This is a genomic window from Nostoc sp., assembly GCF_036917935.1.
Lineage (GTDB): Bacteria > Cyanobacteriota > Cyanobacteriia > Cyanobacteriales > Nostocaceae > Nostoc.
Map to the genome: position 1 here is coordinate 13,726 of NZ_JBALEL010000014.1, position 22,893 is coordinate 36,618.

Sequence of the window (22,893 nt, forward strand, 5' to 3'; positions counted from 1 at the left end):
TGGTATGCTAAAGGCCGAGACTCGCTATGAAAGCAAACAATGCCTGCGCCTACTATCAACCCCACCATCACTGCTTTTCCCTTGAGTGCCGTTGTCGGTCAAGAAGCAATTAAATTAGCCTTGCTGTTAGCAGCCGTTGATCCTGGTTTGGGAGGAGTGGCGATCGCAGGTCGTCGCGGTACGGCAAAATCTGTAATGGCTCGTGCTATCCACGCTCTACTACCGCCGATTGAAGTTGTCAAAGGCTCAATCAGCAACTGTGACCCCAACCACCCAGAAGAATGGGATGATCAACTGTTGGCGGAGTACGCAGATAAAGACATTCAAGATGTTCCCGTCGAAATTATCCCCGCGCCTTTTTTGCAAATTCCTCTAGGTATCACTGAAGACCGACTCCTCGGTTCTGTGGATGTGGAAAAGTCGGTAAAACAAGGTGATACGATTTTTCAGCCCGGCTTACTCGCTACAGCAAACCGGGGTGTACTGTACGTAGATGAAATTAATTTATTAGATGACCAAATATCAAATCAGCTTCTAACAGTATTATCTGACGGACGTAACCAGATTGAACGGGAAGGGATTAGTTTTCAGCATCCGTGTAAATCCCTGTTTATTGCCACCTACAACCCAGAAGAAGGCGGATTACGAGAGCATTTATTAGATAGAATTGCGATCGCACTCTCTGCTGACGGTGTACTCGGTTTAGATCAAAGAGTAGAAGCAGTAGAAGTTGCGATCGCTTATTCTAAATCCCCCCAAGACTTCCTCAAACAGTACAACGAAGATTTAGACGCCCTCAAAACCCAAATCATCTTGGCGCGGGAATGGTTGAAAGAAGTAATCATCACCCATGAACAAATTGCTTACCTGGTAGATGAGGCGATTCGCGGCGGAGTTCAGGGACATCGCGCTGAGTTATTCGCCACGCGGGTTGCTAAAGCGGCGGCGGCTTTGGAGGGACGGACAACAGTTAATGCCGAAGATTTGCGCCGTGCGGTGGAATTGGTGATTGTACCACGCGCCACAATTGTGCAGACACCGCCACCAGAACAATCACCACCACCGCCTCCACCCCCACCACAAAATCAAGAAGAACCCCAGGACGAATCAGAAGAGGAAGAAGAGGAAGAACAAGAAGAACAGGAAGAAAATCAAGAGCAACAACCCCCTAGCATCCCGGAAGAATTCATTTTTGATCCGGAAGGGGTAATTCTTGATGACAACGTGCTTTACTTTACTCAAATGGCGAAGCGGCAGGGTAAATCTGGTAGTCGCAGTGTCATCTTTTCCGATGACAGGGGACGCTACATTAAGCCAATGTTGCCCAAGGGGAAAGCGCGACGCATTGCAGTAGATGCCACCCTGAGAGCTGCGGCTCCTTATCAAAAAGCCCGAAGAGAAAAACACCCAGATAGAAAAGTTATTGTCGAACAGGCTGATATTCGCTCGAAACGCCTGGTACGCAAAGCCGGGGCGTTGGTAGTATTTGTGGTAGATGCTTCTGGCTCAATGGCCCTGAATCGAATGCAATCGGCTAAAGGTGCGGTGATGCAACTGTTGACTGAAGCTTATCAAAACCGTGACCAAATAGCATTAATTCCCTTCCGAGGAGAACAGGCAGAGGTATTATTGCCTCCAACACGTTCTATTGCTTTGGCGCGTAACCGCTTGGAAAGGTTGCCCTGTGGTGGGGGTTCCCCTTTAGCGCATGGTTTAACTCAAGCTGTGCGCGTCGGCTTAAATGCTCAGATGAGTGGAGATATTGGGCAAGTTGTCCTTGTAGCAATCACCGATGGACGAGGTAATATTCCCTTAGCGCGTTCTTTAGGTGAACAACTAGAACCAGGCGAAAAGCCAGATATCAAAGGAGAATTATTAGAAATTGCTGCCAGAATCCGGGCTTTGGGGATGCAACTATTAGTAATTGATACGGAAAGTAAATTTGTGTCCACGGGCTTTGCTAAAGAATTATCCCAAACAGCAGGCGGTAAATATTATCATTTGCCGAAAGCGACAGATCAAGCTATTGCTGCTATGACCAAAGGTGCGATCGCTGATTTAAAATCTAGATAATTAGTCATTTGTCATTTGTCAGTTGCTTTTCTACTAACCACTGACCATTGACTAATCACTACGATCCAGTGGGCATCACTTGTGGTTGTAAATAGAAAATCAAATCTTGAATTCCCTTTTGCAGATAGCGCGTTACTGTCATTGGACTAGTACCAATATTTTTAGCAGCATCCTTACGAGAAAGTTCCTTTAAAAATACCATTTCAACTGCCATACGGGGCTTTTCTTCTAACATATTTATTGCACCTTGGAGTTGTTGGCGTTCTTCTTCTTGTTGCAGAAGCACATGAGAACGAGGACAAGGAAGTGCCTCACCCAAGGTTATTTGGCAATCAACATAGTTAACTGCGGTTGCATCTAAACTCAAAGGCATCCGGTTTTGAGCAGCTAACTTGGTTTCTTGCCATTCTTGCACAGATACCCGAAGTTGGCTGGCAATTTCAGCATCCTTGGGTGGGCGACCTAAAGACATTGACAAGTCCTTGCGAATCTTTTGCCCTTCATTGTATAATTCTTGCCAACGACGGGGAATTTTTAATAGAGTACTGCGATCGCGCAAAAAGTGCAGCATCTCACCGCGAATGTATGGCACTGCAAAGGAACTAAAAGCATATCCTTGGCTAGGGTCGAAGCGCTCAATTGCCCTAATTAAACCAAAATAACCGATTTGTTCTAAATCTTCATAAGGTTCATTACATTGATGGCTGAATTTATGAGCCATCTTTCGCACTAAGCCAGTATGTAACTGTACAAGTTTATTACGAAGTTTAATAGAAGGATTCTGGTGGTACAAGTGTAATAATTCTATACCATCAGTTCGTAAAGAGGACTCACTTGTTGCCATATACATTCCTTTGTTGTAACTCCTATTCCTGAGAAAATAGAGCTGCGTATATTTTCTTCTAAGCTGTAATTATTTTCCTTAGTCAAGCCAGAATAAGCCATCGTCGTTTCACTGAACTTATCAGGGGTCGAACTCCACAATTCAGTATTTGTACGCATGATTTTACGAACCTCTCTGTTACAGGTAATTTTTACTTTTTACATAACTCTTGAATGGTATATAATCTTTAGCTTTTGCAACAAAAACTAGCTATTTATGCTGAAAAATGCCTGACTGACCTAATACCCATCAGTCATACTGAGCGCAATTGGATCGGTACTCAACTAATTGCAAAAGAGACTGGGCAATTTTATCTCTTAGTACGCACCGTCATTAAGAAAGGTCAAAAATCTACATTGCCAGTTGCATTGAAGAATAAAATCCAAGCGACAAAAAACAGAATTCCGACTCATTTTTATGTGGATTTGTACTTAGTTGGGTATTGAAGGACATTTCCATTCAATAGACCTTTTGCATAAATTGCAGGCGACAAGCTAGCCCAGTTTGTTCATTCTCTAAGAGGATGTTTGAAAAGTTCTCTGGTCGGTAGCAAAACGTTTTAGATCCCCCTAAATCCCCCGATAAATTGGGGGACTTTGATTCCGGTTCCCCCCTTTATAAGGGGGGTAGGGGGGATCTAGAAGTGCCTCAAATTACAGCCGAACACTTTTAAAACATTCTCTAAGGAGTCGCTGACCTGATTTTGCAAAAGAGATTGTTCTACCGTTGCCTTTTCTTTTTGGCTAAAGACTGACTATGCTATCAGTAGTAAAGGGGCTGTGGAATCCTTAGAGACTGACGACTCTAAACAACAAAGCTGCCCTTCAGATTTGGCAACCTTATTTAATCCTTGGCTGTGAACCGCAAAGATTGGTAAGAATAGAAATAAGCAGAACATTTTCCTAAAAAACAGTTTTTCAATATGAGCAATACCAGTAATTTTCGTCAAGCTATCCGTGAGGCTAAATCTCACGCCCTCGTTGGCCCAAACGTGATTGCCAATGCCCTCCCCTACGTCGGTGGTGGATTGGTGCTAACGGCATTAGGAACCTACGGCGGTTTGGGAGTTATCCGTACTAACCCCGAAATATTCTTTCCCACCTTCATTGGTGCGGTGATTTTGGAGTTAATTTTGTTCTTTGTTGCCCAAAATGTTGCCCAAAAAGGTAACAAGGGTCTTGCATTACCCCTGTTGGCAACCTACAGCCTCTTGTCTGGATATACTCTCAGTGGCTTGATATTTGTCGCTTTGAGATCCCAAGGTGTTGGCATTCAAGGCATTGGGTTGGCTGCCCTTGGTTGTGGTGTCACCTTTATTGCTGCCCGTCAAATTGGTTCAAATCTTTCTGAACAAGATGGGATGGCTTTGACGAAAACCATCAATCTCGGTGTTATTGCCTTGGTGGTTGTGTGCCTTGCCCAATTCGGATTTGCCATGTTTGGTGTTTACACGCCAAATTGGTTAGAAATCGCCATCTCTGGTTTGGGGGTATTCCTGTTTGTTGGGGTTTCTGTAGTTGATTTCTACATCTTGCCCCGCACTTACAGCGATGATCAATATTTGCCTGCTGCTTTGTCGATGTACTTAACCTACATCAACTTGTTTGTCTTTATCTTACGGTTGCTAATTGCCATCAATGGCCGCGATTAATTGTCTGTAGGCGCTAACAAAAGTCAAGTTTTATAAAGTAAAAACCGTGGTTAAATTTTTAGCACTCACGGTTTTTTCATCGTTTTAATGTAGAATATGTAGATAAGTTCAGCCTCAAGTGAGCAAAACTATGCTGAAACTCTTAAACATCAAACGCGAAGTAGAAAGGTTGTCTAATATCTTGACCAAGGCTGAAGGCTGTCTTTGACCTCCGAGAACTGAGTGCAAAAATTGAAGACTTGAATCAATTAATTTCTCAACCTACTTTCTGGGATAATTCTGTCACTTACTATCAGAAAGTTCAAGAAATTGAATCCCTCAACGCTAAAAAGAAACAATATCAGCGATCGCACTTCATTCTAGAAGATATCAAGGCCGCATTAGAACTACTAGAATTATCTGCTGATGAGGAATTGTTGCAAGAGGCACAAACCAACCTTACCCAACTCCAGCAAGAACTCGAAATCGTAGAAATACAACAATTACTGTCCAGCCCCTGCGACCAAAAGGGTGCATTTTTGGCAATTACGGCTGAGGTTGGTGGCATAGATGCTGAAGATTGGGCAGCGATGTTATTGCGGCTATACCATAGTTGGGCAGTAAATCATAACCATAAAGTATATCTAGTGCAAGAGTCAGCAGGTGATTTAGGAGGGGTCAAACATGCAACCATAGAAATTACAGGGCGTTATGCTTATGGCTGACTCAAATCGGAACAAGGAACTCATGCAAGAATAGAGCGAATTTCTCCTGTTCATGGCAATGGCAGGCGGCATACTTGCCTAGCCAGTGTAGAAGTTAGCCCGATTTTAGATGAGTCTGTTGATTTTGATATTCCAGAGAAGGATTTGGAAATTACTTTTTATCGGCATCGGGGGAATGTCAACCGGACAGAAACATGGGTAAAGATGGTTCACATTCCTACTGGGATTAGTGTATCTTGTAACCAAGAGCGTAGCCAGATGCAAAATAAAGAGAAAGCCTTAGCGATTCTTAAGAGTAAACTGTTTGCGATGCCTACGGCTGGCTACGCCTACGCACTTGCCCAAAATGTCCAGCAAATTGGCGAAATTCAACCCCGGCTGATAAAATCTTTATCCAGCAAGCTCATCCGTGAATATATCTTGCATCCTTACACCAAGGTGAAAGATTTACGTACCAATGTAGAAACAACTGTTGCGACAGAGGTATTAGACGGTAAGATTGATTTTTTGATCAAAGCCTATCTGCAACAGCTAAATCTTATTACTTCAGTGGGTAAAGAAGCGCTTGATAATTTCAAGTAACTTTTGTAACTAGTGCAGAAAAAATTTGCCCAACTACAGCTAAAATCAAGAAACATAAGTAGAATAAAGAGCAATTTTCCAATCCAAAGCGCTCTATCTATCATTCAGCAAGCATTATGGATGTCCTAGAACTCAAACGCGAAATCGAAACGTTGTCTGGCCGCCTGGGTAAAACCCAGGACTATCTTTGACGTACCTGCACTAACAGCCAAAATTCAAGACCTGGAAAAAATATCAGCACAACCAGAATTTTGGGATGATCAAACCCAGGCCCAACAAACCCTACAAGAACTCAATGACCTGAAAGCCCACCTCCAGCAATACGATCGCTGGCACGCCAATCTCGAAGATACTAAGGCAGTTGTTGAATTGTTGGAGTTAGAAACCGATGAAGCACTACTCCAAGAAGCCGAATCTACTATCACTAAACTGAATCGTGACCTGGATCAGTGGGAGTTACAACAGTTACTTTCTGGCCCCTATGATGCAGAAGGGGCTGTACTGACGATTAGTGCTGGTGCTGGTGGTACAGATGCTCAAGACTGGGCATTTATGCTGATGCGGATGTACACCCGTTGGGGCGAAGCTCACGGCTATAAGGTAACTTTAGCTGAAGAGTCGGAGGGTGATGAAGCCGGAATTAAATCGGCAACCCTAGAAATTACTGGTCGCTATGCCTATGGTTATTTGCGATCGGAGATGGGTACACATCGCTTAGTGCGGATTTCACCTTTTAATGCCAACGGTAAGCGACAAACCAGTTTTGCAGGGGTGGAAGTAATGCCACAGATTGATAACTCTGTGCAATTAGATATTCCAGACAAAGATTTGGATATCACCACAACTCGCTCTGGTGGTAAAGGTGGGCAAAACGTCAACAAAGTAGAAACTGCGGTGCGGATTGTTCACCTTCCTACGGGTCTTGCCGTGCGCTGTACAGAAGAGCGATCGCAGCTGCAAAATAAAGAAAAAGCCCTAAATCGCCTCAAAGCAAAGCTGTTGGTCATAGCTAAAGAGCAACGTGCCCAAGAAATTGCCGAAATTCGTGGCGATATGGTGGAAGCCTCCTGGGGAAACCAAATCCGTAACTATGTGTTTCACCCTTACCAAATGGTGAAAGATTTACGTACAACTACGGAAACTACAGCGATTGGTGATGTGATGAATGGTGAACTTGATACATTCATCCAAGCTTATCTGCGCCAAGAAAATAAACTAGTAGAAAATACTCCAGCATAGAGGCGCTCATTACATAACACCACGATTGCTAAGGCGTTTCACTGAAAAACGCCTTAGCAATATATTGGCGATCGCAATTCATCGCAATTCTATCCCAGACCAACTGTTACAGTTATAAAAGAGTCTGTAGACAAATAATTATGAGCAACTCTCCTTCAACAGAACCTCAACCTAGCTATGTCAAACTCGCCATGCGAAACATGGTGCGGAAGGGTGGAACTTCCCTAAAGCATTTTGCATTGACTGCTGTAGGGCTTTTAGCTCTGCTTGTTGGTCTTGCTTACCTCACTCACTAACGACAAATCGTAAACCTCAGACTAGGAGACTATGTGCCCCTGAGCGTTGAACTATATGTGGAGGAGTATTTTTATGAGTTGTCCCCGACAACATCTGTAAAGATTGGAGACGCTGATTCCCGAATTACTCCTGAAACTTGGGAAAACTGGTTTAATCACTGGCTGGAAATACTTCACCCTCAGATTCCGCCAGCGCCAAGTTATGAAATCGGGCTGCGTTTGACAGATGACTCGCAAATTCAAGAACTGAATGCTCAATATCGTCAGCAAAATAAGCCGACAGACGTTTTAGCCTTTGCTGCTTTGGAGATGGATTTTCCTCAAAGCAAAGAAATGCTTGCCTCTGTACCATTATATTTAGGTGATATTATTGTGTCTGTAGATACAGCACAACGCCAAGCTCAACAACAGGAACACAGCTTACCAACCGAGCTAGCCTGGTTAGCTGCTCACGGTTTATTGCATCTGTTGGGCTGGGATCATCCTGATGAAAAAAGTTTGGAGCGAATGTTAGAACAGCAAGTGATATTGCTGAATGCAATAGGTATTGCTATTGACATGGAATAGCAGTAGCTGATGTATCCCTTAATGTCAATTTTGGGTAATACTTTTATAATACTTTTGTGGAAAATTGCCTAAAGATTGCCTCAAAGTTAATTCTGCCATTAAGATCGGCGAATATTCCCACTGTAGCAACTCTGTTCTTGTGTTTTTAAGTCTATGTCCCAAAAAATTTCTTCATCAACGCCTACCTCGTTACAAACACTGGTGTCTAACGAACGGGAATTCTCCTGGAAAGTAGCCTCTAATTTATTTGTTAGTTTTAAATATGCCTGGGCTGGAATCAGCTATAGTTTTCAAACTCAACGTAATTTTCGCATCCATGTAAGTGTTTGTGCAATGGCGATCGCATTAAGCGTTTTTTTGCATCTGCAAGCAGTAGAAATAGCGGTAATTGGGATAACTAGTGGTTTAGTTTTGGCATTAGAGTTACTAAATACAGCGATCGAGTCCGTTGTGGACTTAACCGTTAAGCAGACATACCATGATTTGGCAAAAATTGCTAAAGATTGTGCGGCTGGTGCAGTGCTTGTTTCGGCTTTGGTAGCGATGCTAGTAGCTGGTATCCTATTGCTTCCTCCTCTGGTAACGTTAATTATATCGGCTTTGTAGCGGTGATTTGGGTAGGCTAGCAAAAACCGCAAGCATTGCCAAGTGAGTCATTAAGAGAATCACACTCTGTCCGATCCCCTTTGCAAAACATATTCAAAATTTAAGTAGTGCGATGTCTACGACGGGCTACCCCTACGTGCCAAGCATCCTGGCTAAAGGATTACTTGGTAATCTTTAGAAAGTGGCCGCAGAGTAGCCGCTTTATAGTTACGTGCCTACGTCAGCGTTATTTTTACACCTAACGAACAATCTATACTTTTTGCAACTGAATAAGTGGTAAAAACCAGGAGTGATCAGCTTTGATTATAGTTATCGACAATTACGACAGTTTTACATATAACTTGGTGCAGTATCTGGGAGAATTGGCATCAGAGTTCCCAGTAGCAGATGATATTAAAGTTTTTCGTAACGACAAGATATCCATAGATGAAATTCGGGCATTAAAGCCGGAAGCGGTGGTTATTTCTCCTGGGCCTGGTCGCCCGGAAGATGCTGGCATTTCTTTAGAATTGATAGAACAGCTAGGACAAAAGTTACCAATTTTGGGTGTCTGTTTGGGACATCAAAGCATTGGTCAAGTGTTCGGTGGTAAAATAATTCCGGCTCCAGAGTTGATGCATGGCAAAACCTCTCAGGTGTCTCACACTGGAGTGGGGGTTTTCCGGGGATTAGAAAATCCTCTAACTGCCACCAGATATCATAGTTTGGTGATAGAACGTGAGACTTGCCCAGATGTGTTAGAAATCACCGCTTGGGTTGAAGATAACACCATTATGGGAGTGCGACACCGGAACTATCCTCACATTCAGGGCGTCCAGTTTCACCCAGAGAGTGTCCTGACATCTTCAGGAAAACAGTTATTGCGAAATTTTCTGGAACAGTTACAGTCAAGAGCATAATTAATGAAACGACGACAGTTGATGGGCTATGCTGGGGCGGGGTTGGTAACAGCTTTGGTTACTACCTTGGGTTCTGAATCTCAAGCTGACGCACAATCTAGCGGTTTATCAGTTCAGTGGTTGGGTCATACTTGCTTTCTTTTTACTGGTGGCGGTGCGAAAATTCTCGTCAATCCATTTCGGGCGGTCGGCTGTACTGCTGGGTATCGTCCCCCAAAAGTTGCAGCAGATTTGGTACTGATTAGCAGCCAACTGCTAGATGAAGGTGCTGTGGATGTACTACCAGGAAATGCAAAACTTATCTATGAACCAGGAGTTTATGAGTTTAAAGGGATTAAATTCCAAGGAGTTGCCATAGACCACGATCGCAAAGGTGGTAAGCAGTTTGGTTCAAATACTGCTTGGAGTTGGAAGCAAGGCGGAATTAATATCCTACACTTAGGCGGAGCCGCTGCACCCATTTCCATTGAGCAAAAAATCCTCATGGGGCGTCCCGATGTAGCGTTTATTCCAGTGGGAGGCAGTGCAAAAGCCTACAATGCTGAGGAAGCAAAGCAGGCTATTCAAGTGTTAAATCCCAAGTTGGTGATTCCGACCCATTACCGCACACAAGCCGCTGATGCTGCTAAGTGCGATCTTTCGCCACTGGATAATTTTCTGACCTTAATGCAAGGTACGACAGTGCGGCGTAGCAATGGAGATACTATTTCCATTAGCCCTGGTAAATTGCCGGAAAAGGGAGAAATTCAGGTTTTTAGTTACAAATTTTGAATAAAGGGGACTGGGAAAGAAGCAGGGGAAGCAGGGGAAGAATAATGACTCCTGCCTCCACCTCCTGAATTCTAAATTCTGATTTTAGAAAGTATACCACTCGCCGGTCAGCTTATCTGCGTCGCTGACGGGATTTTCAACCGCCGTTGTCCCATCTATAGTCCAGATGGTGTCTGTACCTGCTGTCTGGTCGCGCCAGTAGATATCGGTCTTACCATCGCCGTTGAAATCGCCAAGGGATGGTGTCAAGGCCGCGTTATTAGTCGGTAAGAAAGCTTCAGTAGCAACTGTTGTACCATCCATCAACCAAGCGGTGTTCTCACCAGTTGTGCCATTGTGCCAGAAGATATCGGTCTTGCCATCACCGTTGAAGTCACCAATTTTAGAAGTCCAGGATGAGTCAAGTGTCCCCAAAGCACCTTCTGTGACTAAGATGCCATTCATCGTCCAAACCTTGTTCTCACCTGTTTGAGCGTTTCTCCACAGAATGTCAGTCTTATAGTCGCCGTTAAAATCACCAAGGGTAGAAGTCCAGGCGGCATCTTGTGATTGCAGCGCAAATTCAGTCTTTTGCGTACCATCCATAAACCAAGCGGTGTTATCGCCGGTTGTCTGATTGCGCCAGAAAATATCGCTCTTACCATTGCCGTCGAAATCAACAATGCTAGGAGTTAGTGCTGCGTCTGTAGTGTCTAGAACAGTTGCATTCAGAACTGTGGTGCCATCCATCTCCCAAATAGCGTTCTCGCCAGTTGTGCCATTATGCCAGAAGATATCGGTTTTGCGATCGCCATTGAAATCGCCAATCTGAGGAGTCCAGGCTGGATCGACGCTAGTTAGAGCAGCCGCATTAGCAACTTTGGTGCCATCCATCAGCGCAATGCTATTCTCCCCGGTTGTCTTATTGCGTAATAAGAAGTCGGTTTTGCCATCAGCATTGAAGTCAGCAATTTTGTAATCATAGGCGGATAGGTCAAATTGACCTAGAGAACCCTGTTCCAAAACTTTTGTGCCATCCATCAACCGAATGATAATCTCACCAGTTGAAGAATTGACCCAAACTTTATCCGTTTTGCCATCACCGTTAAAGTCAGGAGTAATCGCCGCACTAGTTAAGTAAGGATTAGGATTGGGATTTGCTGACGTTTTAACAGGTGCAGTCGCCGGTTCACTTTCTAGTGCTAGTGAGGAACTCTTATTTCCAAACCCAAAATCATAATTTAAACTCTTAAGAGAAGTTGTCAAGATTTCTGATTTGGCAAAAGAATCTGATGCCAATCGAGATGTATTCAAAGCTAAGGGTGAGGAATTTGAATTTTCGGGCATGGTGTATTTTTATTATTGGTTGTTATATTCTTTTAACTTTCTTTGGCAATCTCTTTCTGTAACGAAATAACATTTACCTGGATTTCAAGATTTCTTTATAACTATTTTTTCTTTATTAATGTCATTCTTTGAAAATAAATATTTGTTTGTTTTAAACTATTATTCTAAAACTTTCAAGTTCTATATAAGCAATTACAAAATACTTTTTTGTATTTTATATATGAGATATTATAGATAAAAATTGATTATTTTATATATTTTCTTTGACATTTGAATATTGGATAAGATTATACTTGTATATATAAAATATAATCAGTAATCTAAGAGGATGTTTTAAAAGTATTTGGCTGTGATTTTAGGCACTTTGATCCCCCCTAACCCCCCTTTTTAAGGGGGGAAAATTTCTTAAAGTCCCCCTTTTTAAGGGGGATTTAGGGGGATCTAAAACGTTTTGTTACCGACCAAATAACTTTTAAAACATCCTCTAAGATAAACGTTTAAAAATTATTTCATAAATATCCTAAATTATTCAATAACAACAAGATCCCCGACTTCTTAAACAAGTCGGGGATCTAAGTCTTTCGAGATAATTGATTATTCTCCAATGATTTATAACTTGAGTGGAAACAAATATTGGTTAGAATAACTTAGATTAGCAACTATTAAGAGGCATAATCTGTGCATCTGCTGGTTGCCAAAAGTGTAAAATAACACAATACTTTCATAAATACATCAGCTATGCAAGCAGAATATCGGCAACGTCGCGAGCAGTTAATGGCAAAAATTGGTGATGGTACAGCCATTTTTCGCAGTGCGCCAATGGCAGTGATGCACAACGATGTCGAGTATGTTTATCGCCAAGACAGTGATTTTTTTTACTTGACTGGTTTTAATGAACCACAAGCAGTAGCAGTGTTAGCGCCGCATCATTCAGAACATCGGTTTGTGTTGTTTGTCCAACCGAAAGATCGCGAAAAGGAAGTATGGACTGGTTATCTTTCTGGGGTAGATGCAGCAAAAGAAATTTATGGTGCTGATGAAGCGTACCCGATTAGTGAGTTAGATGAAAAGTTGCCGCAGTATTTGGAAAAAGCCAGCCGGATTTACTATCACTTAGGACGCGATCGCACTTTTAACGATCAAATCCTCAAACATTACCAAAGTTTACTGCGGACTTATCCGAAGCGCGGTACCGGGCCGATCGCTATTGAAGATACTGGCCCTGTCCTCAACAGCATGAGATTGATCAAAAGTGAAGCTGAGTTGGAATTGATGCGTCAAGCAGCGGCGATCGCCACTGAAGCGCACAATTACGCCCAAGAAATCGCCGCACCCGGACGTTATGAGTACGAAATCCAGGCGGAGATGGAACGCATCTTTCGAGTCCGGGGTGGGTTAGGGCCAGCTTATCCTTCGATTGTGGCTTCTGGTGTAAATGCTTGCGTACTCCATTACATTGAGAATAATCGTCAAATGCAGGATGGAGAATTACTGCTAATTGATGCCGGTTGTGCTTACGGTTATTACAACTCGGATATTACGCGGACATTTCCTGTTGGAGGTAAATTTACGCCAGAACAAAAGACGTTGTATGAGATTGTTTTGGAGGCGCAAAAACAAGCGATCGCTCAAGTACAACCAGGTAATCCCTTCAAATTAGTTCATGATACAGCAGTGCGCGTCCTCACAGAAGGTTTAGTCGAACTTGGCATTCTCAAAGGTGAAATTGACAAGTTAATTGAAGAAGAGAAATACAAGCCATATTATATGCACCGCACTAGTCATTGGTTAGGTTTGGATGTCCATGATGTCGGTGTTTATCAGTATGGTGAAGACAAACCACAGATTTTACAACCAGGTCAAATTTTGACAGTGGAACCGGGACTATATATTGTGCCAGATACCAAACTAGCAGAAGACCAGCCAGAGACTGATCCTCGATGGGTTGGTATTGGCATTCGGATTGAGGATGATGTGTTAGTTACACCTGGGGGATATGAAGTGTTAACTGCGGGGGTTCCCAAAGCTGTAGATGAAATAGAAAAATAAAAAATGGGGATGAGACATCCTCTTAGGGATGATGTCTGAGAAGTATCAGATATTTGCTGATCCCCCCTAACCCACGCCAGTCGCTCATGGGGGAAACCCCCAGACGCTCTCTACGAGACGCTGCGCGAACGCGGACTCGCTAACGCTGCGCTATCGCTTTTAGCGTCTCCCCTTGGGAGAAGACCGCGCTGGCTCCCCTTAAAAAAGGGGGAATAAGAGTCTCAAAGTCCCCCTTTTTTAAGGGGGATTTAGGGGGATCTCTAAGCATTCCCTGTATATAAAAAACTTTTCAGACATCCTCTAAGAGGATGTTTCTAAAGCCCTGGCGATTGGAAATCGCGGCTATACAGACAAAACCCTTGATTTTTTCTTAGTCCACCTCCGTGGACTAAGCTTTGTGTAGTCGCGACTTCCAGTCGCCCAATACTTTTAAAACTCAATTTCTAAGGGAAAAACGACGGTGAAAGTAGAACCAACGCCTAACTGCGAGGCTAGGTTAATTTGCCCTTGCAATAGTTTTACCAACCGCGAGACGATCGCTAATCCCAATCCTGTACTATCAGGAAGATAGGGACGATCGCTAGCAGTTACACGAAAGTAGGGTTCAAATATTTGGTCTTGGTTTTCTGGTGCTATACCAATTCCAGTATCAGAAACTGCGATCGCCCATCTCTGATTCTCCAACACCTGACACATGATAATAACAGTCCCCGACTCTGTATAACGAATCGCATTACTAATAAGATTTGTGAAAATCTGTTGCAATTGAAAAGAATCTGTAATTAATTTTTCAGGAGCGCGATCGCAATCCACCACGATTTGTAAATTTTTTCCCGCAGCTAAAGGTTCCAACATTTCACACACATTATCGATTAATTCACGCACATCGGTGGGTGCTAATTGGAGTTTTATCTGCCCTGCATCATAGCGCGAAAGTTCTAGTACATCATTGATCAGATGGAGTAACTGTCTCCCATTGCGTAGTACCCGCTCAATATGTTCTAAATTTGTATAATTATCTTTGATCTCAGTCTTTCGTCGTTGTTGGCGTAAAAACAGATCCGAATAACCAATAATAGAAGTTAGAGGATGTTTCAATTCGTGGGCTAGTTGAGAAAGATACTCTTGATTAGCGCTAATTAACCGCGTGAGTTCCTCATTATGGAGCGTTAGTGATGCTTGCAACTGCTGTAATTCCCGCAAGCGTTCCTCAACATAACTCTTAAAACATCTAGCGATCGCTTCATCTACAATCGCATCAATTAAACGCATGGAACGAATTATATCTGACGGGATTCCCTTCAATAAATCTGCTTGGATAGTATCAAATATTACTGTTCGCAGCAGATGATATTCTCTGGCAATTTCTGCTGAATCAAAGCCTTGTTCAGCTCTAATAGCTCCATGCTGAAAACTGGCAGTAACTATTGACTGAATATCATTATCCTGAGATTTTGAAAGCACTGTAACCATAGCTTTCAAAACATCAGGGATGTGATCCTTTATCGCTGTATAAGATAGGTCATCAGCACTTTCAATCCGTCTATCCTTGCGAACTGCTAAAATCCATTTATCAAGGATAATGTCCATTTTTTCAGCCAATACTTGACTAAAATCCATTATGTTAAATTCAGCTAGGAGATAGATGAGTAAACTTCCATATCCAAATAGTTTAGCGACTAGAGTCGGTTTTTACCAAAATTAGTGATATCTTTCACCTACCAAAAGAAATAGATTTGATACATTCTGGCGTTAGCTAGATTAACTAACCGTAGAGAAAAATTACAAATGTATAATGTATATATTAGCCTTAGTGAATCACAATCTAGCAGTTAACAGCCCTGATGCTTGACTTCCTGAAATTATTTAGCTGTCTGTGCAAGGATTTCATTCACAAGACAACCAAATTTATAAATTTTATTGATTACCGAAAAGTCAGAGTAGGCAATTGATTTAAGTAACAAAATAAACAACATTGCTTATAAGACAGATACTTTCACTGAAGCATTGATGTTATAGTGTCTATAAGTTTGTATTTACTTAGAGTAAGTCAGCCTAATCCAGCGGTTCACAGTGCGTGACGTTGGAGCGGAGGAACCAAATTGTGGGGCGTATCTCAGAGAAGTTACTTTACTAAATATTTAACTTGTAACTGATAACTTTCTTCAGAAGGGCATCTCTCAGCCCTAGCCCGTCAGCTAACTTCGTAGGCATTGAGAGGAGACTGAAGAGACGGCATTTTTATAATGTTCCGATCTCATCGGTGTCCAAGGCTGGTACTGCTCAAATTTTTTGTACCTGCACTTAAATCTGTTGAGGTCGTAAATGATATTTCAACTAAATTTAGCAGCGATCGCGGCGATCGCTGGACAAGCCGCTTGGAAAAAGGCAAAACCTGTAATCCTTAGCTTAGAGATGTCTTTTTTCTACCTGTATTGGGCTTCTTAGGAATAATTGTGCTGTGGTGGATTGTTGCACTTGCCAACCATGAATTGATGCCCACCCCACCAGAAGCGCTAATCGCTAATCTAGACTACATCTTAAATCCCTTCTACCAGCGAGGCCCAGGCAACTTGGGAATTGGTTGGTTGTTGATAGCAAGTCTGCGTCGGGTATTACTAGGCTTTTTGTTAGGTGCGGTAGTAGCGATTCCTCTGGGGTTTTTAATTGGCATGTCCAAACCGGCAATGCTAGCGCTCAATCCGATCATTCAAATTTTTAAACCCGTATCCCCTCTAGCTTGGCTGCCCATCGCCTTATTTTCAATTTAGCAGAACCTTCCGCCATTTTTGTCATCTTTATTACCTCCTTATGGCCAACAATTATTAATACCGCTTTCGGAGTTTCTAGCGTTACCCAAGATTATTTAAATGTTTTACGAATACTTTGTCCGCTACATATCCGCCGCCGCTGGTGTTGCTCCGCTTAAAGAGTTTCGGATCATTATCGTTCTGCCCCGCCCTGGATTTTTAGAAATTGAAAATTTAGTCAAGTCTTATCCGACACCTGATCAAGATAATTTTGTCGTCTTAGATGGGGTTAATCTGACGATTGGCGAAGATGAATATATTTCTGTAATTGGTCACTCAGGTTGTGGAAAATCAACTCTATTAAAGATAGTAGCTGGTTTAGAAAAAGCAACTTCCGGCTCAGTAAGGCTAGATGGACAAGAAATTCGTCAGCCGGGAGCCGAAAGGATGATGGTATTTCAGAACTATTCGCTGTTACCTTGGTTAACAGTACGAGAAAATATTCGTTTAGCCGTGGATGAAGTGTTAAAAAATGCTAATCGTGCCGAGAAAATTAGCATTGTAAATCAACACTTGGCAATGGTAAACTTGACGGCGGCGGCTGACAAATATCCCGATGAAATTTCTGGAGGTATGAAACAACCAGTAGGTATTGCCAGAGCCTTAGCAATTCGTCCCAAAATGTTGCTGATGGATGAACCTTTTGGGGCGCTAGATGCACTAATTCGTGGCAAATTGGAGCAGCAGGTATTGGATATTTGGGAAAATAATCGTCAAGCAGTGATGATGATTACCCACGATGTAGACGAAGCAATTTATATGTCCGATCGCATCGTCTTGATGACCAATGGCCCAGCTGCTAGTATCGGGGAGATTTTAGAAGTTCCTGTTGAGCATCCACGCGTTAGCGTTCGCAAAGCGTCTCCTGACGGAGAAGCTCCTCTGAAAGAGGCTCGCGCCGCCATGCGAAAATCAAAAGAATATTTTGAACTCCGCAACCACGCCCTGAATTTCCTTGATCGATATTTTGCCCAAGACGAGTAAATTAGATTATCATTTTTTTTAGTGGGTAGCCTAATTCAAATTCATGAAAGCTGGATTTGGAGCGGAGGAACCATATTGTGGGGCGTATCTCATAGAAAATGAGGAGTTAAGAGTCTGAAGTTAAGAATTATTAATATTAACTCAGCACTCACCACTCAGTACTCAGCACTCCTAAGAGAGAGACACCTTCCAGTCTTAGCCCGTCAGCTAACTCCGTAGGCAATGGAAGGAACCCCCAAGACTTTGGCTGTAATACAGTTATTATTGGGGTTTCCTTGACTGATTTCAGATTTGAGATTTTGGTTATCGTCACTCAATCTAAAATCGAAAATCCTTCGACTGAGCGTAGCCGAAGTCCAAAATCCAAAATTTGTCCCCCTGCTTCTCATTGCTAATTCATTTCATTAGGAGAAGTAAAGCTGTGCAAATAAAGCCAATGTTAGCACGTCTGCAAAGTGCCACAGGTCGAGATGACTTAATTGAACAAATGGTACTCCTACCAGAACCGAAAAACCCTTTTTCAAAAAAATCTCAAAGCTCAAAAGCAGTTAACTTAATTGTTGCTTATGACGCATCTCCTAACAGTCATACGGCATTAGATATTGCTTTTTGGATTGCTCATCAAACGCGTTTAGCCACTAATGCAGAAGTTACAGTTCAAGCCGTTTATGTGGTAGAAGATAATCAAAACGCTCAGTATCCAAATATCTTAAGCTTTCCCCAACAACAGCCCTCATTAGAATGTCAAGTCAGTGAAGTATCAAAGTCTGTCACACAGGTATTAACTCAACCCAAATTACAGACAGTGGTAACTCCCCTACAACAAGCAGATATAATTCTCTGGCAAGCCCGAAGTCTGGCTGAAGAATGGCAAGGTTCCTTCAAATCTCACTTACGGTTTGGCTCCATTTCCACAGAAATTAATAAAGTTGTTGAATCAGAAGCTGCCGATATTCTGTTTTTAGGTTGCAACTCTGTCAATCATCCGATGATTAAGGCTCTAGGTTCTAATTTTCCCTGTGCTGTTTTGGGTATTCCCAGTTGTATTGATGAATAATCACTGTTTAAAATTTCAGTAATTTTTATCAAATTTTTATCAGAGATAAGTCACCTAGTAGTAGGTGACTTTTTTGCTACTATGTAACCAATTAAACTTTAGAAGCGAAAGTGTGGAAAACTAGCAAGCAATTCTCATTGTAGGCATGAAAGGAAATATTATTAATCAACAACATTTCGGTGCAGACAAATACACCTTTATAAGATTAAAACCAATAGCTATGCAAATAAATACAACGCATTTGTCAGTTAAGTATAATTTACATGAAATAAATCGCTATAAATAAACAATTAAAAATTAAAAACTAACCGCATATACTTAATATTGTATATCAATCTGATTAAAACTTTTCCCAAGAGATATTAAAAGTTATATCTTTCGCTGGATAGGGTTTTCAGCCCTTGGAGAGATGCTTTAACCAGCTAATTTCTACGATTCTGAGCTAAAGAGTTGGATATTGCCATAGATACAAACATAAAATACTAAGAGTTGCTTCTCAAGAAATTCTTAATTCCCCAAATTTAAACTTAGTAGAAGGAAATACAATGTTCCAAAGTACGGAAATCATGGTGGGACTCTACAAACCACTATTGTGGTTAGCACAGGTTTCAGGAGAACCCTCAAACGTCACGCCAACACAGGCATCGGTTCTCACTTCCGGGCCGCGCTTTTTTGTGGCTTTAATCTCCGGCGTGATTCTAGCCTTTGCTTTCCAATTAGTTCTAACCAATCTCTCCCTTGCATTTGGTATTTCCTATCTGGGGCACTCATCTGACTCAGATTCAGATAGTAGGGAAGTCGGAAGTTTGGGTGGCAGCATTCGCAAAATCGGCACAGCTGTGGGGATTTGGACATTAGTCACTGTGACGGTCGCCTTATTAATCGCTTCTTTCCTCGCGGTAAAATTGAGCCTTGTAATCTCAGACCGAGGATTGGGAGCGATTCTCGGTTTGGTGATTTGGGGTGCTTACTTTTTGCTCCTAGTTTGGGTAAGTTCCACCACTGTAGGTTCGTTAATCGGTTCAGTTGTTAATACGGCAACCTCTGGGTTTCAGGCGATTATGGGGACTGCTACCGCCGCCTTGGGCGCTAAAGCTGTGAATAGCCAAGTGGTAGCCACAGCTGAAGCCGCCGCCGCCGCTGTACGTCGAGAACTAGGAAGCGCCATCGACCCGGTGAGTATCCGGGAGAACATTGAAGATTACTTAGAAAAGATCCGTCCTGCCGAGCTAGATGTATCAAAAATTCGGAGTGATTTTGAAAATTTACTCAACGATCCGCAATTAAAAGCGATCGCAGGAACTCCCGATATCCGCAACATCGACCGCCAAAAATTTATCGAGTTAGTCAGCAGCCGCACCGATCTTTCTAAAAAGGACGTTAGCCGGATTGCTGATACATTGTATAAAGTTTGGCAGCAAGTGGTGGGTCAGCAAGCACCCACCGAAGATCGGCTGGGTGAGTTAATGGATTATTTGAAATCACTCCCACCAGGACAAACCAAAACAGATGAACTCAACGCCAAACTGGATCGGTTATTAGCAGAAAAGAGTGGTTCCAAAGAATCTGACGAAAACCAAAAGGCAGCCTCTGGGCCAATTCAAAGTACAATCCAGCAAGGACTATCTGCCTTAACCGCCACTGTGTTGGGACGGGCAGATTTGCCTGATTTGGATGTGGAAAAAATCTTGCGTAGTCTCACCACCGCCAAAGATAAAGTCACTCAACAAGCAGATAAGCTAGGGTTGCCAACACCATCACAACCCTATAGCCCAATTCGGGCCGATGTCGAAAACTACCTGCACAACACTTATGCTTGGCAACTGAGTCCAGAAAAAATTGCCCAGGAATTTCGTGATGTCATTTACGACCCAGCAGCTGACCCTGGAATCGTCCGCCGGGAACTAGAGTTACTATCCCGCAATGATTTTGCCAATATTCTGCAACAGAGGGGATTGCTTACCCAAGGGCAAATTCAGCGGATTGCAAATCAGCTAGAAATTGTCCGCCAAGAAGTGCTAATAACAGTGAGAGCTGTTGAAGAAAGAGAGATAGTCCAAGACTTGCAACGCGCAGTAGAAAGTTATTTACTCGTTACTCCCAAGGCAGATTTGACATCCGAAGGGATTGAGCAGAATTTCAAACCACTGTTGGAAGACTCAGACGCAGATTATGAAACCCTGACATTGCGACTAGCGCACGTTGAACGCCAAGAAATTCGGGAGATATTGCTACAACGTAATGATGTCCAGTTATATGAAGTAGACAGCATTCTCGATGAGTTGGAAAAACAACGCGATCGCGTCTTGGTAGAATCCAAAGGAGTAGCAGAACAGGCACAATATCAAGCAGAAACCCTGTGGCTGAATGTAGAATCATATCTGCGTAACACAGGAAAATCAGAACTAAATCCTGATGCCATCCGTGCTGACTTCAAAAGGTTACTGGAAGATCCTCAAGCTGGAATTAGCTCAATTCGGGCGCGGTTGTCTCGCTTTGATCGCGATACCCTGGTGCAATTGTTGAGCCAGAGGGAAGATTTAAGTGAAGATCAAGTTAATCAAATCATCAATGCAACTGAGGAGTCATGGCATAGTATTCGCCATACACCTCAAGCTGTAGTGGATAAAGCGAAAGAGCAATACGATTCTGTGACAACGACGATCGCAGATTACCTACGAAATACTGGTAAACAAGAACTGAATCCAGAAGGTATTGGGCGAGACTTGACCAGATTGTTTGAAAATCCCAAAGAGGGAGCCGTCGCACTGCGCCGTCGGTTGTCGCAGGTAGACCGGGATACACTGGTGAAGTTGCTCAGTCAACGCCAAGACTTGAGTGAAGAACAAGTCAATGAAATCATTGATTCCACCCAAACTTCGATTCGCAACTTTGTACGTGCGCCTCGTCGCCTAGCTAGCCGTACACAGCAAAGAGTCGAAACATTTAAAGGTTATCTGGAAGAGTATCTGCGCCAAACTGGTAAAGAAGAACTCAATCCTGAAGGTATTAAACGCGACTTGCAACTCCTGTTACACGATCCGCGAGTCGGGGTAGAAAGTTTTAGCGATCGCCTTTCCCAGTTTGACCGTTCTACAATCATTGCCCTGCTGAAAATTCGGGAAGATATTTCTGATGAAGAAGCAGCGCGGATTGCCGATAATATGGTGTCCGTAAGGGATCAATTTGTCGAACAAGTGCGGAGCATTCAACGGGGCATTCAAGATGCAATTGACGGGGTTTTTGCCCGCATTCGTAACTATCTCAACTCCCTGGATCGCCCGGAACTTAACTATGATAGTATTAAGCGCGATATTCGCACAGTTTTTGACGATCCACAGGCGGGTTTTGATGCCCTGCGCGATCGCCTGTCCTCCTTTGACCGTGAGACCCTAGTGGCAATTATGAGTTCTCGTGAGGACATCTCCGAGGAAGATGCCAACCGGATCATCGACCAAATTGAACGGGCACGCAACACAGTATTACAACGTGCAGAACGCATACAGCATGAAGCCCAACGCCGCCTAGAACAGGTGAAGCATCAAGCACAGCGGCAAGCAGAAGAAACCCGCAAAGCCGCAGCTACAGCCGCTTGGTGGTTATTTGCCACAGCATTCGTCTCCGCCATTTTCTCTGCATTAGGAGGAGCGATGGGTGTAGTTACGCTGTAGTTTAACAAGTTGTCTCCGCTAACTTTTAAGCCTCCTACGCTAGGAGGCTTTTCTATGTTTGGAATGTCATTTGCCCGGAAATATATTGACGGATTTGGTGTGAGTATGCCTTTCAATATAGTCATAGATGAATATCCTTTACCGCGCTTATCTCAGCTAGGACTTACGCACAGGTAACGGAAAATCGAACCACAGAGAACACGCAGGAATAAGAGTTTGATATCATGTCCGCTTGATTACTTATTAGACTTCTTGCATAAATCAAAAAAAGAACCCCACCCCGCCTTTGACTTACGTCAAAGTCTCCCCTCCCCGCAAGCGAGGAGGGGCTGGGGGTGGGATGGTTAGGGGACTTTTGCAAGAGGTCTATTAAACCCGAATCACCCCAAAGAGCCAAAACTACGCTTTGTCTCCCCTCCTCGCTTGCGGGGAGGGGCTGGGGGTGGGGTGCAATGACAGTGGGAATCACAACTAATTATGCGGGATATGAGAGGTATTTTGCGTATAGCGTTTCCTAATCATACAAGGTACGTCATAGCCCCCTCTCGAAGAGCGGGGAGGGGGTTGGGGGTGGGGTTCTTGTATCTCACTCAACTGAGAACCGCTATAAGTTTTATCAGCAATTAGGAACTCTTCTTTTTTATCCAAAGTCCAAAATGTGAATAAAGTCATACTTGAATTGTGACTTTATTCCACTGTGTCTTCTTATTTAGTATTTTAAACTG

Annotated in this window: 15 protein-coding genes, 2 pseudogenes and 2 riboswitches; of the genes and pseudogenes, 14 read left to right on the forward strand and 3 right to left on the reverse strand. The window is 43.0% G+C overall.

Annotated features, from left to right (window positions below):
- Positions 1-39: 39 nt before the first annotated feature.
- On the forward strand, positions 40-2,073 hold the full coding sequence (bchD, locus tag V7K62_RS06225) for a magnesium chelatase ATPase subunit D (RefSeq protein ID WP_334862747.1): 2,034 nt from the start codon (positions 40-42) through the stop codon (positions 2,071-2,073).
- 58 nt (positions 2,074-2,131) lie between these two features.
- Here the strand turns inward: bchD and V7K62_RS06230 are convergent, their stop codons facing one another.
- The gene (locus V7K62_RS06230) at positions 2,132-2,917 is read right to left on the reverse strand and encodes an RNA polymerase sigma factor SigF (RefSeq protein WP_334862749.1); all 786 of its coding nucleotides are present in this window, start codon (positions 2,915-2,917) and stop codon (positions 2,132-2,134) included.
- Positions 2,918-3,878: 961 nt separating this feature from the next.
- On the opposite strand from V7K62_RS06230, the gene V7K62_RS06235 reads away from it, so the two are divergent.
- The 8 genes and pseudogenes from V7K62_RS06235 (at position 3,879) to V7K62_RS06270 (ending at position 10,271) form a co-directional block, all read left to right on the forward strand.
- Entirely contained in the window at positions 3,879-4,607 is a 729-nt protein-coding gene (locus tag V7K62_RS06235; RefSeq protein ID WP_334862751.1) for a Bax inhibitor-1/YccA family protein, read from the forward strand.
- A gap of 133 nt (positions 4,608-4,740) precedes the next feature.
- A pseudogene (locus tag V7K62_RS06240) lies at positions 4,741-5,893 on the forward strand (PCRF domain-containing protein).
- Positions 5,894-6,009: 116 nt separating this feature from the next.
- A protein-coding gene (gene prfB, locus V7K62_RS06245) for a peptide chain release factor 2 (protein ID WP_334862753.1) occupies positions 6,010-7,132 on the forward strand; the annotation gives its coding sequence in 2 pieces (ribosomal slippage) (positions 6,010-6,081 and positions 6,083-7,132; 1,122 coding nt in all).
- A 140-nt stretch (positions 7,133-7,272) separates the two neighbouring features.
- Entirely contained in the window at positions 7,273-7,428 is a 156-nt protein-coding gene (locus tag V7K62_RS06250) for a DUF3285 domain-containing protein (RefSeq protein WP_104904774.1), read from the forward strand.
- Positions 7,429-7,467: 39 nt separating this feature from the next.
- On the forward strand, positions 7,468-7,995 hold the full coding sequence (gene ybeY, locus V7K62_RS06255; RefSeq protein ID WP_334862934.1) for an rRNA maturation RNase YbeY: 528 nt from the start codon (positions 7,468-7,470) through the stop codon (positions 7,993-7,995).
- A 153-nt stretch (positions 7,996-8,148) separates the two neighbouring features.
- Complete coding sequence (locus V7K62_RS06260) at positions 8,149-8,601, forward strand: diacylglycerol kinase (protein WP_334862756.1); 453 nt, start codon at positions 8,149-8,151, stop codon at positions 8,599-8,601.
- A 299-nt stretch (positions 8,602-8,900) separates the two neighbouring features.
- Positions 8,901-9,500 carry an anthranilate synthase component II gene (locus V7K62_RS06265; RefSeq protein ID WP_334862759.1) on the forward strand — a complete coding sequence of 200 codons (600 nt, stop codon included), beginning with the start codon at positions 8,901-8,903 and terminating at the stop codon, positions 9,498-9,500.
- A 3-nt stretch (positions 9,501-9,503) separates the two neighbouring features.
- Complete coding sequence (locus V7K62_RS06270) at positions 9,504-10,271, forward strand: MBL fold metallo-hydrolase (protein WP_334862761.1); 768 nt, start codon at positions 9,504-9,506, stop codon at positions 10,269-10,271.
- An 84-nt stretch (positions 10,272-10,355) separates the two neighbouring features.
- Here the strand turns inward: V7K62_RS06270 and V7K62_RS06275 are convergent, their stop codons facing one another.
- Positions 10,356-11,597 carry an FG-GAP repeat domain-containing protein gene (locus tag V7K62_RS06275; protein ID WP_334862763.1) on the reverse strand — a complete coding sequence of 414 codons (1,242 nt, stop codon included), beginning with the start codon at positions 11,595-11,597 and terminating at the stop codon, positions 10,356-10,358.
- Between the two features lie 738 nt (positions 11,598-12,335).
- Between V7K62_RS06275 and V7K62_RS06280 the strand changes: the two genes are divergently transcribed.
- Positions 12,336-13,646: an aminopeptidase P N-terminal domain-containing protein gene (locus tag V7K62_RS06280; protein WP_334862765.1), complete on the forward strand. Its 1,311-nt coding sequence runs from the start codon at positions 12,336-12,338 to the stop codon at positions 13,644-13,646.
- Positions 13,647-14,075: 429 nt separating this feature from the next.
- On the opposite strand, the gene V7K62_RS06285 is transcribed toward V7K62_RS06280, so the two are convergent.
- Positions 14,076-15,266 (reverse strand): sensor histidine kinase, encoded by a 1,191-nt coding sequence (locus V7K62_RS06285; RefSeq protein ID WP_334862767.1) that lies wholly within the window; start codon positions 15,264-15,266, stop codon positions 14,076-14,078.
- A 422-nt stretch (positions 15,267-15,688) separates the two neighbouring features.
- Positions 15,689-15,874, forward strand: a riboswitch (cyclic di-AMP (ydaO/yuaA leader).
- Between the two features lie 97 nt (positions 15,875-15,971).
- Here V7K62_RS06285 and V7K62_RS06290 point away from each other — a divergent pair.
- From V7K62_RS06290 to V7K62_RS06305, 4 genes and pseudogenes are all read left to right on the forward strand, one after another.
- Positions 15,972-16,533, forward strand: a pseudogene (locus V7K62_RS06290) (nitrate ABC transporter permease); the annotation flags it as partial.
- Positions 16,517-17,440 carry an ABC transporter ATP-binding protein gene (locus V7K62_RS06295; RefSeq protein ID WP_334862769.1) on the forward strand — a complete coding sequence of 308 codons (924 nt, stop codon included), beginning with the start codon at positions 16,517-16,519 and terminating at the stop codon, positions 17,438-17,440. The pseudogene V7K62_RS06290 and the gene V7K62_RS06295, both read left to right, overlap by 17 nt.
- 17 nt (positions 17,441-17,457) lie before the next feature.
- Positions 17,458-17,677, forward strand: a riboswitch (cyclic di-AMP (ydaO/yuaA leader).
- 199 nt (positions 17,678-17,876) lie between these two features.
- Entirely contained in the window at positions 17,877-18,497 is a 621-nt protein-coding gene (locus V7K62_RS06300) for a universal stress protein (protein WP_334862936.1), read from the forward strand.
- Between the two features lie 545 nt (positions 18,498-19,042).
- Positions 19,043-22,168, forward strand: a complete 3,126-nt coding sequence (locus tag V7K62_RS06305; protein WP_334862771.1) for an MFS transporter — start codon at positions 19,043-19,045, stop codon at positions 22,166-22,168.
- The last annotated feature ends 725 nt before the right edge of the window (positions 22,169-22,893 follow it).